General features: G+C 39.7%; 14 protein-coding genes and 1 pseudogene. 10 read left to right on the top strand and 5 right to left on the bottom strand.

The window, feature by feature from the left end:
* Positions 1-495: 495 nt before the first annotated feature.
* Entirely contained in the window at positions 496-582 is an 87-nt protein-coding gene (locus RRG12_RS13600; protein ID WP_420759684.1) for a DUF2281 domain-containing protein, read from the bottom strand.
* Between the two features lie 179 nt (positions 583-761).
* On the opposite strand from RRG12_RS13600, the gene RRG12_RS13595 reads away from it, so the two are divergent.
* From RRG12_RS13595 to RRG12_RS13555, 9 genes and pseudogenes are all read left to right on the top strand, one after another.
* Entirely contained in the window at positions 762-1,022 is a 261-nt protein-coding gene (locus RRG12_RS13595) for a DUF2281 domain-containing protein (RefSeq protein ID WP_069073395.1), read from the top strand.
* On the top strand, positions 1,009-1,422 hold the full coding sequence (locus RRG12_RS13590) for a type II toxin-antitoxin system VapC family toxin (protein WP_420759656.1): 414 nt from the start codon (positions 1,009-1,011) through the stop codon (positions 1,420-1,422). The genes RRG12_RS13595 and RRG12_RS13590 overlap by 14 nt, the downstream gene beginning before the upstream one ends.
* Before the next feature lie 70 nt (positions 1,423-1,492).
* A pseudogene (locus tag RRG12_RS13585) lies at positions 1,493-1,609 on the top strand (PIN domain nuclease); the annotation flags it as partial.
* 55 nt (positions 1,610-1,664) lie between these two features.
* A complete protein-coding gene (locus RRG12_RS13580) occupies positions 1,665-1,907 on the top strand; it encodes a hypothetical protein (RefSeq protein WP_420759655.1) in 243 nt (80 codons plus the stop codon).
* Positions 1,908-2,191: 284 nt separating this feature from the next.
* A complete protein-coding gene (locus RRG12_RS13575) occupies positions 2,192-2,779 on the top strand; it encodes a LemA family protein (protein WP_420759654.1) in 588 nt (195 codons plus the stop codon).
* A 6-nt stretch (positions 2,780-2,785) separates the two neighbouring features.
* Positions 2,786-4,717, top strand: a complete 1,932-nt coding sequence (locus tag RRG12_RS13570; RefSeq protein ID WP_420759653.1) for a M48 family metallopeptidase — start codon at positions 2,786-2,788, stop codon at positions 4,715-4,717.
* A gap of 669 nt (positions 4,718-5,386) precedes the next feature.
* Positions 5,387-6,106 carry a hypothetical protein gene (locus RRG12_RS13565; RefSeq protein ID WP_420759652.1) on the top strand — a complete coding sequence of 240 codons (720 nt, stop codon included), beginning with the start codon at positions 5,387-5,389 and terminating at the stop codon, positions 6,104-6,106.
* Between the two features lie 206 nt (positions 6,107-6,312).
* The gene (locus RRG12_RS13560) at positions 6,313-7,080 is read left to right on the top strand and encodes a DUF1350 family protein (protein WP_069073389.1); all 768 of its coding nucleotides are present in this window, start codon (positions 6,313-6,315) and stop codon (positions 7,078-7,080) included.
* Positions 7,081-7,230: 150 nt separating this feature from the next.
* On the top strand, positions 7,231-8,367 hold the full coding sequence (locus RRG12_RS13555) for a PP2C family protein-serine/threonine phosphatase (RefSeq protein ID WP_420759651.1): 1,137 nt from the start codon (positions 7,231-7,233) through the stop codon (positions 8,365-8,367).
* Here the strand turns inward: RRG12_RS13555 and RRG12_RS13550 are convergent, their stop codons facing one another.
* The 4 genes from RRG12_RS13550 to RRG12_RS13535 form a co-directional block, all read right to left on the bottom strand.
* Positions 8,368-8,694: an STAS domain-containing protein gene (locus tag RRG12_RS13550; protein WP_069073387.1), complete on the bottom strand. Its 327-nt coding sequence runs from the start codon at positions 8,692-8,694 to the stop codon at positions 8,368-8,370.
* Positions 8,695-9,668: 974 nt separating this feature from the next.
* Positions 9,669-10,313 (bottom strand): nucleotide exchange factor GrpE, encoded by a 645-nt coding sequence (grpE, locus tag RRG12_RS13545; RefSeq protein WP_420759683.1) that lies wholly within the window; start codon positions 10,311-10,313, stop codon positions 9,669-9,671.
* Positions 10,314-10,471: 158 nt separating this feature from the next.
* Entirely contained in the window at positions 10,472-10,963 is a 492-nt protein-coding gene (locus tag RRG12_RS13540) for a Dps family protein (protein ID WP_069073386.1), read from the bottom strand.
* Between the two features lie 139 nt (positions 10,964-11,102).
* Entirely contained in the window at positions 11,103-11,366 is a 264-nt protein-coding gene (locus RRG12_RS13535) for a ParB N-terminal domain-containing protein (protein WP_012410090.1), read from the bottom strand.
* A 115-nt stretch (positions 11,367-11,481) separates the two neighbouring features.
* Here RRG12_RS13535 and RRG12_RS13530 point away from each other — a divergent pair, with 115 nt between their 5' ends.
* The gene (locus RRG12_RS13530) at positions 11,482-13,230 is read left to right on the top strand and encodes a SpoIID/LytB domain-containing protein (RefSeq protein ID WP_420759650.1); all 1,749 of its coding nucleotides are present in this window, start codon (positions 11,482-11,484) and stop codon (positions 13,228-13,230) included.
* Positions 13,231-13,443 lie beyond the last annotated feature (213 nt).

The following is a 13,443-nucleotide window of genomic DNA, read 5'->3' as shown; positions in this document are numbered from 1 at the left end:
GATAGTTGCTAGGATATATCACATAAGCCTTGGGAAACTCCTTGGAGCATAAAGCCAAGCACATCCAATGGTGTGCAAACACTAACACCGCGCTACTGCTGGCTATAATCTTAATTGTCTAGCCAAACTAAATTTAAGATTACCGAATCTACGCCTTCCCATGCAGAGTTTAGCGCGGATTTAAAGGAAAAGATGCAGGCTTAGAGTTCCCGACCCCAAGGTAACTATTTGTTAAACCAAAATAACGACTTCACAAGTTAATAAAGGCTGCTATTAGCTCACTGTGCTGTTATCTAAGGGAACACTGGTCACGGCGATTAATTACTGGAACCAATGGTTCTATATCTAGCAATGTATATCGCCTCATCAGGAACCGTAACCATCCATATAATCTTTATTAGTTGATAAGTCACTTACTGCTTCCACACAACTAACGTATTCTTGAGCAAGAGTCAAAGCTGAAACACCTGACTTTATTTCTTCAAAAGATAACTCTTACTTTTGTATTTTCGCAAGTAAAAATTCTACAAAATGTAATGCCTCTTGTTGCTTATCAGGAGGTAATATTGTGACTTTATCTATAATAATTTACTCAATACTCATTTTCTCTAGCCTCTGGTATCAACTAATATCTTTATAAATTTTAAAATACTATTTGGCAGTATGCCTTTATAAATTATAAATTTATCAGATGTGAGTGGTTTAAAAGTAATCTACAATAGGGTCATGCTAAAAATTTCTCTCAATCTTAAAAGTTAATTATGCTTATAAAATTTGAAGAAATATATAGAGACATTGATACTTTACCAGAAGAAGCTCAAATATTACTACTTGATTTTATTCAGTTACTCAAAAAGCGGTATCCTCAATCAGAATCAGAAAATCATAGTCAAGAAAAAAGTCTCTATGATAAGTTTGATGAAATTGGATTAATTGGTTGTTGTTCTGTGGAAGAAAATTTATCAACTACATATAAAGAGGTTTTATCTAATACATTAGATAATAAATATGATCATCGTTGATACAGGATTTTGGTTAGCTCTTATTGATAAAAAAGACACTCACCACGAAAGAGCAAAACAAGCTTTAAAACAATATAATGAACCTTTAATTACAACATGGTCTGTTGTCACAGAAACTTGTTATCTTTTGCTAACTCGCAAGGGAGTTGACGCTGAAATTATTTTTCTAAAGAGTCTACAACAAGAATTGTTTACGATTTTTAATTTAGAACCTCATCATACCCCTCGAATTATTGAATTAATGAAAAAATATGCTGATCTTCCAATGGATTTGGCTGATGCTTCCCTAGTGATTTTAGCAGAACATTTAGGGCATGGACGCATTTTTTCAGTAGATCAACGTGACTTTAATACCTATCGTTGGAAGCAAAGTTATCCTTTTGAAAATCTCCTATTTTGAAGTAATGATAAATTTATCAGCTGCGATCGCGCAGTTTCTATTCTACCGAATAGGGCAAACAATTGCTGAATTTGATTTACTAATTGCTAGTGTTGCACTTGCAGGAAACTACACTTTAGTAACAAACAATACTCGTCACTACGAACGCATCAACGGATTAAAACTAGAAAACTGGACTCTGCCTTAAAAACTTAGCAAAAATAAGCATATTAACACTGTGAAATTATTGCTATCTAAACACCATGACAGATTTATCAAAAATAATTGCCCACAAAGGCGACAATCCACTAATTACCTCACCTGAAAATTTGCCGTCGCAAGAAGACGTAGAACTTGAGCGAAAACTGAGAGAACTTAAGTTTAAACAAGAACTAAGAAAAGATTGGATTTTATTTATTGTTAGGGATGTAATAATTTTTCCTGCCGCTATCCTTTTTATTTTTGCTGCCAGTGGTTATTCCCTATTTCTTCATATTCATGGGTAACTTACTCTGACTACAATTTTTAATCACCACACAGGCGCAAGGTACACAGAGAAAGAACAGACGATAAAGTTCACAAAAGTTTGGAATTGTTAGAAATTATTTATCTTGTTTTTGTGTTTCTTTCTGTGGTTATTTAAAAAATCTTATAACCTATCTAGCTCAGTGCAATTGCGTAACTAATTTTACAGACGACGAAGCCAACTTGCTACAAGTAGACTCATCTTTATATCCACACAAATTTTGCTGGATATAAAGTAAGTACCTAATGGAAATCATCTAAAAATATGGGGCTTTTAATATTTTCTGTTGCTTTAGTTGCCATTGTTGCTGTCATTATCATTAATAGCTACAACGATTTAGTCAAGTATCGCAACCGTTACAAAAATGCTTACTCTCAAATCGATGTTCAATTACAGCGCCGCTATGATTTAATTCCCAACTTGGTGGAAACTGCCAAAGGGTACATGAAACATGAACGAGAAACTTTAGAAGCAGTAATTGCGGCTCGGAATTCTGCAATTAATGCTAGCAGTCGTGCTGTGCAAAATCCCGGCGATCCGCAAGCGATGCAACAGTTGGGTAATGCTGAAGGGGCACTAATGGGTGCGTTAAGTCGGTTGATGGTACTTTCAGAATCTTATCCAGAATTGAAAGCCGATCGCAGCATGACTCAGGTAATGGAAGAATTATCTTCCACTGAAAACCGGATTGCTTTTGCCCGTCAGGCTTTTAATGACGCGGTGACACTTTACAACACCAAGAGCGAATCTTTCCCCAGCAATCTTGTGGCAAATACTTTTAACTTTACTGTTGCAGAATTGCTTGCCGAAGCTACTCCAGAAATGAGAAATGCTCCACGCGTGTCTTTTTAGGTGTCTATGAATTTCTTTGAACATCAGGATCGGGCACGCCAAAATACGCAACAATTAATTGGGTTATTTTCCCTGTCGATCGCAGTCATGATTATGGCGATTTATATTGCCACTTTATTTATGTTCGGCATGGCTTTCCGTGTTTGGTGGCATCCAGGGATATTTCTCTACGTGGCTGGGATTACAATAGTTGCGATCGCAGTAGGAAGTCTCTATAAAATTGCCTGTCTCCGTCAAGGAGGAAGCGTAATCGCTCAGGAGTTGGGGGGAAGACTCCTGCTACCAGATACAGCCGATGAACAAGGGCGACAACTATTAAATATTGTCGAGGAAATGGCGATCGCTTCTGGTATTTCCGTCCCACAAGTTTATCTCCTGGAAAGAGAAACCGGAATTAATGCCTTTGCTGCCGGATTTACGCCCAATGATGCTGTAATTGGAGTTACCCGTGGAACTTTGGAACACCTGAGCCGGGATGAACTACAAGGAGTCATCGGCCACGAATTCAGTCATATTCTCAATGGAGATATGCGGCTAAATTTGCGTTTAGTGGGACTACTGCACGGGATTTTGTTCATTTACATAACCGGGGAATTGTTGTGGCGCATTCGTGATACCTTCCGTTTAGGAAAGGAAGATAAAGGTTTACCTATCTGGGCTTTTGGTTTGGCACTAATGGCAATTGGCGGTATCGGCTTACTCTGTGGACGCTTGATTAAAGCCGCCGTCTCTCGCCAACGCGAATTTCTCGCCGATGCGTCAGCAGTACAGTTTACTCGCAATCCTAACGGACTTACCGGAGTCTTCCAAAAACTCCAACAGATGGATTCACGCTTGATTTCGCCCGGAGCAGAAGCCGCTAGCCACATGTTTTTTGGCAACGCCCTCAACCCCTCTTTCTGGGAAGATATGTTTTCTACCCACCCACCTTTAGCAGAACGTATCCGCCGCGTTGGGGGTTTGAACGTCAGCAATTTAGCAGCAATGCCATCTCGCAATCAGATGCGTTCCCCCTCCCAGGAATCCTTAACAATGGGCTTTGCTGGTGATTCCAGCGCCACGCCAGCAAAGGTTGTAAACCAAGTTGGAAGCGTTACACCAGAGCATTTTGCCCATGCTCAAGCCCTGTTATCGCAGTTACCGGAATCCCTGCGCTTGGGTGTACGGGAGCAGGAAAGTGCAATGGCGATCGCTTTTGCGCTAGCGTTAGATACTGAAAATATCGAGATCCAAGAACGTCAAATTGCTTGGTTACGCGAGGTGCAGCCTACTGAGTTGGTAGAAAAAACCATAGAATTTCGCAGCGAAATTAACCAGTTAGATCCCAGCATTCGTCTACCACTTGTGGATTTGGCAGTACCTATATTACGCCAAAATTCTGCCAAAGAATGTCAAAGGCTGTGCAAATGCGTCCACGGTTTAGTTGTAGCCACCGGAAGTTTATCACTGTGGCATTTTGTGTTGCAGTTAATACTTTGGCATCGGCTGCAACCTAGTATCAATCCCACGTCGCCTACAACGGTAGAATTCACCACCATCGAACAGATTTGGCCAGATAGTCTATTAGTACTGTCCGTAATTGCCCGCGTTGGACATTCCCAACCCGATGCCCACACCGAAGACATCACCTATGCTTTTCGTTCTGGAGTTTTTCGACTTCCCAAAGCCGGAGAGCAAGAAAAACCAGAAATACCACTAACCTGCAATTTCACTGAACTTAAGAAAAGTATTGAGCGCCTCCGTCTTGCGAGTCCCAAACTCAAGCAAGCTATTGTTGATGCCTGCGCCCACACAGTACTTTTAGATAACAAAGTTACTTCATCAGAAGCAGATTTACTCAGAGCGATCGCTATGACGCTAGACTGTCCCATCCCCCCATTTTTAAATCCTCAGCGTGGCATTTCAAAACAGAAACAATCTTCTCCAAAACGAAGTTAATGTAATTAGTGAGACACGATTATTTATAAATAAACAAATAAAGTCCGTTTTTGCGGACTTTTCTATTAATTTTTCTTATAGTTGTAAATGTTTGTTTACTAGAACAATAACCTGTTGCATTTACATTACGTTTACAGGCAATTGATTTATCGAAACAGAATTCAGGAGTCAGGAGCCAGAATTAAGTTGGATATTTTGAACTTCATAGTGGATGAATCCAGGGCGTTTTTGCACCTCCACTAAATCTGCATATTTGGAACAATTCAGTGGCGGGTCTGAATCCCCCATTCTGACTCCTGTTAGCGGATAGCTAAGGTTTAGCCCATTCTGACTTCTGAATTCTAACTTCTGAATTCTTCTTCAATTTCGTTCTAGTTACTCTTATATAGGACTCATATTTGATTTGGTGAAAAAACTCAGTACAACTAAGAAGCCTTCTTGACTGTTGTCTGTTGCCTGTTACCTGTCTACGCAAATTTGTTCAGAAATCAAAGCGGATTCCTATAGTATAAATAGTTATCTTGGCAAAAGAGTATCATATTGTACAAAAAAATTTACATTGCCTAGAAGTATTAATTTGCCTGAAAAAGTTTGGACAAAATGCCAGCATTCCAGAAAATTGATTGCTATATTAGATTAAATAACTATTCTGGCAAGGGTTAAAAAGCTGTGCGGGATGATTTACAGGGCTTGGAAATTAGTCAGGATGAACTACAAAAGCTGACTAATTTACCTGTTAACGAGGATCTTTTAATCATTACAAATCCTCTGAAGATATTAGCAAAGATATATATACAAAAAGTTAAAAGTTCAGAAGGAGCAACTGTAGTTTTTATTGGTTTTTCTACATTTGTTTTTGTCTATATTCTATTTGACATAATCATTAAATTTTTTGTCACATGGGTAACAATGCCATCTTGGATATTATTAATGTTATTAAGCTTTTGGGTTGGCGGTGTTACGCAAACTATCTTGTATTTAATATGGAAAACTAGAAGTAGAATTGTCAAAAATAATATGACAAAATCTCTACAAATCTTGTTAAATGAGGTTAATAGATATAATACTGTGATTAAAGTCATAGATATCAACGACCAAATAGAAGAAGCGGGTAATCCAGAAGTTCTTATAAAAGAAAGAGAGGGTGTTATCGAAGCTCTTAAACTCACCAAAGCTGATTTAGTTCGTGCTTTGAAAACAGAAAGAATTTTGAGAGAAAATAAGAGCTTTATCCTTAGTAATACAGAACTATTCGTCAATAATTTAGCAACTTTAACAGCCATGCAAGTAACGGAACAGGCTACCGAGCATGGAAGGTTACTCAACGAAGCATTACAGATTGCATTAGATGTGCAACACGAAATGAAAAGGTTACAAACTCATCGTTAAGATAATTCGTAATTCGTAATTCGTGATGACGCTCTCTACGTTCGCGGGAGCGTGTCGCAGACAGACGCTAAAAGCATAGATGCTCCAGATAAGTCCATACACGCTGTTGGCTGGAGACATTCTCAATGGCTTTTTTCATAATCCTTCCCACGGTTGCGATCCCCGGTCTAACATAAAGAATATTCCTAAAGCGATCGCTCATGAGCATGGACTGGAAAGAAGTCAGAGGCAACTGGGTAATCATTCCCCGAAATCCCATAGGTATCGTTCATTTTTTGGGAGGTGCATTTGTCGCCACTGCACCGCACATCACTTATCGCTGGTTACTCGAACAATTGGCAAGTAAGGGTTATGTTGTAATTGCTACACCTTTCGTCAATACATTGGATCATACTGCGATCGCAAAATCAGTGCTACTAAATTTTGACCGCACCCTCGAACGCTTACAAGACTCTGGGGCATTACGCAAACTTTACTTCCCCATCTACGGCATTGGACATAGTATGGGCTGTAAACTTCACTTGCTGATTGGTAGCCTCTTTAAAGTAGAACGTGCAGGTAATATTTTAATATCCTTCAATAACTACGCCGCGAAAGAAGCTATCCCACTAGTAGAACAGTTTAATTCTACTTTGAAAATCGAGTTTACACCCTCACCCTTGGAAACTAACAAGCTTGTCCAAGCTCGTTACAATATCCGACGCAATTTATTAATAAAATTTAGTAATGACACCATTGATCAATCAGCAGCTTTAACCAAAATCTTACAAGAACGTTTTGATGACATGGTGACAGCACAAACGTTACCAGGAACTCATACAACACCTCTAGGTCAAGATATTAAATGGCAAACTGGAACATCTTTCACCCCCTTTGATGCATTAGGGCAATGGTTTAAGCAAGAAGCATACCGCGACTTAAACCAGCTAAAAACCACTATCCTTTTGTGGTTAAATCCTCTGGCAGCGCCATAATTTTTTATGAGTGTTAAACAGCCATAAATTCGACGCGAAAAGAAAAAATAGTTAGTAGTATAATCCAGATGTACTACTAACTAGCCAATATCATATTTTTATTTTCTATTTTTACAGCAAATTATTAATGAGTGTTTCTTACAACTTTCTATGTTTCAAATACTAATAATTGATGACGATTATTCAATAAAAATACTCCTGAAAAGGATGTTGGAAAAACAGGGTTATGAGGTAGTTACAGCCAGTAGCGGCGAGGAAGGAATAGAAAAGGCACTGGCTTACCGTCCTGCGCTAATTATTTGTGATTGGATCATGCCGGGTTTGACTGGACTAGAAGTTTGCCACCGCATTAAGACAGACCCCAAATTTTTTACCACATTCTTTATTTTATTAACATCCTTAGATTCCGTTGCTGATTGCGTCAAAGGTTTAGATGCTGGTGCTGATGATTTTATCTCCAAACCTATTGAGCATAATGAATTACAAGCACGGGTAAGAGCAGGATTACGCCTACATCAATTGAGTAGAGATTTGCAGGCTCAAAAGTTGCTTTTAGAATCAGAAATGTCAGAAGCAGCAGAATATGTGCGATCGCTGCTGCCTTTTTCCATGACTGAACCATTCAATATAAATTTCCGATTTATTCCCTCGCGACAACTTGGCGGTGACTGTTTCGATTACTATTGGCTTGATGATGATTATCTGGCAATTTACTTACTCGATACTGCCGGACATGGACTCAAAGCGACTCTTCCCTCTGTTTCAGTGCTGAATCTGTTGCGTTCCCGTGCGCTCAAAGGTCTAAATTACTATCAACCGAGTGATGTATTGAAGGCTTTAAATGATACCTTCCAGATGAATTATCAAAATGACAAATATTTTACGATTTGGTACGGAGTTTATAACCGAATCAATCGCCAGCTAATTTATGCTAGTGCAGGTCATCCACCAGCAGTTTTAGTAACCGGCACATCTCCAAGGAAGTCTGAAGTTAAACTCTTAAAAACCCCCGGTATGCCAGTCGGCATGTTTCCAGAGGCAAAATATGTTGATGGTTTTTGCAATATTGAAAAATTCAGTACCCTTTACATTTTTAGTGATGGCGCTTATGAAATAACTAAATCAGATGGCACACTTTGGAGTCTAGATGCTTTTATTCAGCTACTAGTTAGCTTACAAAATCCTATTGATAGCCAACTTGATCACATACTGAGTTATTTAATCGCCCTCAACTCCAAAGATGCTTTTGATGATGATTTATCTATTTTGCAAATGAAGTTTGATTAGTTATGTTTTGGAGAGTAAAACCTGATTAAATGCGTCTTGGCTGGGGAATATTTCAAATACTTTATCCATGTTAGTCAGTTCAAATAATATTCTGACTTGCTCATTAATTGAGCAGAGAACAAGCTTTGTATCCGCTGCTCGTAAGGTTTTGAAAGCTAAGACTAAAGCTCCTAAACCGGAACTATCCATAAACGTTACATCTTTAAAATCAACTAACACAATTTTCGCACCATTTTCTATAACATCAGTGATATTTTGTCGAAACTCTTGCGAAGTTGTGGCATTTAAATTACCACTGAGCTTAATAACTTTTACTTGTTCTCTCATGATTATGTCACGTTGATTTGTGTAAATGATGCTCTGATGTCGCTATTATATACCCATCATAGAACATTTAAAAATGCTTGCAAAATAAAATCCAAGATTACATATTGGGTAATCGTTGATAATTACTTAGGATGTATAAAGATTAATTATAAACATTTTCATCTGATTTTTTTAATCACAAAAAAATCATTAGCTCAATACAAGTATAGTTTTTCTAGTAGGAACAGACCAATTATAAATAAAGAAGGTAAGTAAGTCGGTATAGTAAAACTCATGTATGTTTATTTTTGTAAGAAAGATGGAATGACTGATTTTTAAGTTGTTTGCTGATTTGATGTTTCTTCATATAGGTTGATTTTCAATGCCCGCTTGCTTGCATCTCATTGACATAGGTATATACTGATCTACAAGCTGAAGTTACTGCTTTTCAGATTATTTCCCAAATATTTTTGCAAAACTGAGGTTCTCCAACAAACCTCATAATGATAGTCATGATTAAACAATTCAAAATTCAATGGGTTGCTGCGATCGCATTGCCTGGGTGGTAGGTATCGATTATTCTCCAATTTAGCGACGGGTCTGCATTACACACCAAATTTTCCCCTGCTCTAGCCCCCAATTCAGTACTACAAGCAAAAAGACTATGAAAATTACTTAACTATCGGGGTTTTATCTCAGAATCATTAGTGGATATAATCCTTTGTTGAATACTGAATACTTATGATAGTAACTAGCATCTACGTTTATTTATGTCCAATTACTTACATAATTAAAATAATTTACCTCTAGAGTGCCGCTCTAAAGCCAAAAATTTCGGTTTCAACAGCGCCAAGCAAGCTTGAAGCTACACCAATGCGCTAAAAGAAGTTCTCTGAGGCGATCGCCTCTCCTATTTTAGTATTCCCAATATCTGTCATTTCTCAACAGACAACACAAAAAGTAAAGAGTTATGAATTTTTAACTCCTAACATCCCTCAAACCGGATTGACTTTGGCTCTGTAAAGTAGCTTTTCACCTTGAAGGTAGCCAGTGTAGCGTACTTTGACTGTTTCTCCAGGTTGTGCAGTTCCCTCCATCAATTGGTGCAGTTGGGGATCGTATGGTAATTCTGCTCCCACAGGTGCGATCGCTTCCACTCCCCACGCCTGTAAAAGCTTTTCCAAAGGTTTCTGCACCAAGGGTACTATTTTGACTGCTGCTAGCTGGGGATTCTCCTGGGCTTTCTGTGCTGCTGTTGGCCATTGCAATAATAAAGACTCCAGCAGTTGCAAACTCGACTGCTGGAGTTCTTGTAGTAATATCTCTCTTTGCTGTTCTAATTGAAGTTGAGAGCGATCGTACTCTCTTCTTAAATCTGCAATCTCTTGTAACAATTGCTGAGTAGGCGCTTTTTGCTCTTGTAACAACTCTACGGTTGAAAAAGTTTTGATTAATTCATTCAATGACATCTGTAGCACTGACGATAGCTTGAGCAGCACATCTACCCGCATCTGCTCAAGTTTTCCTTGGCGTAACCGCAAAATCTGACGCTCTGAGACACCAGCAGCACGACTCAGCGCTTTAAAACTAGAAATACCCACCTGTTGCATTAAATCTTGCAACTTTTGGGTATTGGGCATTGGGTATTGGGTATTGGGCATGGGGCATTGGGCATTGGGCATGGGGCATGGGGCATTGGGCATTGGGCATGGAGCATTGGTATTTAGTGATTCAGTTTCTTCTCTATTCCCTATTCCCTATTCCCTATTCCCTATTCCCTATTCCCCATTCCCCCTTCCTATTCTTCCAGTAAACTTCTCAACATCCAAGCTGTCTTTTCATGTACTTGCATCCGCTGAGTCAATAAATCGGCGGTAGGTTCGTCGTTAACTTCCTCTATCACAGGAAAAATAGACCGTGCAGTTCGGACTACCGCTTCTTGTCCTTCAACTAGTAAGCGAATCATCTCCACAGCTTTAGGAACTCCAGGGGTTTCTGGAATCGAACTTAGTTTGGCATATTCGCTGTAGGTTCCTGGTGCGGGATAGCCAAGCGCTCTAATTCTCTCGGCTATTAAATCAACTGCTAAGGCTAATTCTGTATACTGGGTTTCAAACATCAAATGCAATGTTTGAAACATCGGCCCTGTTACATTCCAATGGAAGTTATGAGTTTTCAGATACAGTGTATAGGTATCAGCTAACAGGCGAGATAAACCGTCGGCAATTTTAGCCCTACTCGCCTCGTCAATGCCGATATTTACATTTTTGACTGTTACTTTCGATGACATAATTTTCTCCTAATTAGGTTATATGTAATTGGGGATTGGAAATTGGGAATGGGGCATTGGGGATTGGCAAGAAAATTAAGCCCTTGATTCCTAGTTCCTAGTCCCCAGTCCCCAATCCCTAGTCCCCAATCCCCATTATCTATGCCAAGTGCATCTTCAAAACGCTGCGGGGTGCTTTACGGACTCTGGCTAAAACGGTTTCTTTGCCTAAACGCTGGCAAGCCTCATACCGATGGCAACCAGAAAAGCCATAATATTGTCCATCTACTTCTAGAACATCAATAGGTTCTTGCTGCCCAATCTCCGCAATCGATTCCATTAAGGCTTGCACTTTATTTGGATCGTTTGCACGGGGCAATGGCCGTTTTATCTGATTTAATGGAATTTCTTGGACTCTAACCATAAAAAGTTTATCCAACTAGTTCTGTTTTTTACCTATAAATAAATCATAGTCATTATGACTTCGTTTTGCAACTAGTATTTGGGGCAAAATTGGTAATGGTATCATTGGAGCACTCATGCGACAAAAAAACCGCGCTACAAAGCAATTGGAAAATCAGCTCCAACGAAGCATTAAGGGGCAAAAGATGCTCTCTAAGAGAGATTACTTGCTATCGCAACTCTTGGAGACGCTTCGCGTAGCTTGCTTCCCCGTAGGGGTACGCTATCAGGTAGCCATGAAATTTTTGTTTTGGCGTTTTTCCCACACTGTGCTGACAACATTTTGTCTATTGGGTCTGACTGCGGCATCTGGGCCTGAGAGCAACATCCCGGATATGGAACTGAAAATTGGGATTGTGCAGCGATTTGGCTCACAACCTACAGCCAAGTTGCAACTGGAACCCATAAAAGGCGATCGCTTAAAGCTAAAATTTAAAGCGGGCAATAAGCAGCAAACCCTAGTTACCAATAACCCTGTAAAGCTGGAAACAGTCATGCAAGCTTTACCCCAGCCAGCAGTCGAAGAAGTGGTAATTTTGGGCACATACCGCACTTTTGAAACCGCAGAAGACAGTGCGAATAAATGGCGTTCTCAGGGAATGGAAGTGGAAATAGCCCAGCCAGAACGCTGGCAAGTTTGGGCAAAACGAGATGTTTACAGCACTCCTTTACTGCGACGCTTGTTATTACAAAACATCCAAGCTTCTACCAAAGAAAAAGTATATCTTGATACTCAAATTTTAAAACAAGTGCCGCGAGTCAGTTGGGTGGTGGATGGCAATCGCTACAGCCCGAATGATTTGGAAATTAGCACTGAGAAAAACTTGATTCGGGTGAATAAAAGCGAAAAACCAGAAAATGCTCGTCTTTATGCCGGGAGGCTGAATTTGCAGCCAAATGCATACGGCACATACACTCTAGTTAATCAAGTACCTTTAGAAACTTATTTGCGTGGGGTTGTGCCTTACGAAATAGGCACGGATGCACCAACAGCGGCGCTAGAAGCCCAGGCAATTCTCGCCCGGACTTATGCCTTGAGAAATTTACGCAGGTTTGCCGCAGACAACTATCAGTTATGTGCTGATACTCACTGCCAAGTTTATTATGGGCTGAAGGGAGCAGTTAGCAAAACAGACCAAGCGATCGCATCAACCAGGGGTAAAGTACTAACCTATAAAAATGAACTAGTAGACGCCCTATATTCTTCCACCACTGGTGGTGTCACAGCTTCCTTCAGTGATGTCTGGAATGGCGATGATCGTCCCTATCTCCGCCCTGTACTGGATGCTGCGACTAATTTTTGGGATTTGTCTAAGCAGAGTTTAGCAGATGAAAAGAACTTCCAAAAATTTATTAATACGCAACAAGGATTTAATGAGAGCAAATGGAATGTGTTTCGTTGGCGCAAGGAAACCCGTTTAGAGGATATTACCAAAGACTTGCAGAAATTTTTGCAGGTTAAAAATAGTCCTCATGCCAAATTTAAGACAATTCAAGCTATGGCAGTAGTGAAGCGAAGCCAGAGTGGACGTATCCTTGAACTTGCTGTTAAAACTGATCACAGCACCTTTGTTCTGCACAAAGACGAAGTTCGCAGCGCCTTCGCGGCTCCTACAAGTACGCTTTTTTACATAGAACCTCTGAACAAAGGCAAACCGGAACTCTGGGGATACGCTTTTATTGGTGGTGGATTAGGACATGGAGTTGGCTTAAGTCAAACAGGCGCTCAAAATTTAGCGAAACTAGGTTGGTCAAGTCCAAAAATTCTCCAATTTTACTATCCTGGTACTGAGATTCAAATTCTCAGTAAAGAGATTAAGCTGTGAACTACCTAAACTAACTTAGAGTATCAAACCGCAACGCGACAGTCATTCATGAGTCCAAGATATACCACGCCTAGTATTTAACGTGGTTTAAATTAGTCCGATGCATAAAAAGCTTTTCCGTCCACAAGAAAGAGGATATTCACCAATGACCATTGGTGTCAACTTAACGCGAAACCCCACGTCCGCCAGGGATTGTAAATCCCTGTCTCATAG

This window comes from Nostoc sp. CALU 546, from assembly GCF_048836525.1.
This window is presented reverse-complemented; position numbering and strand designations above follow the sequence as displayed.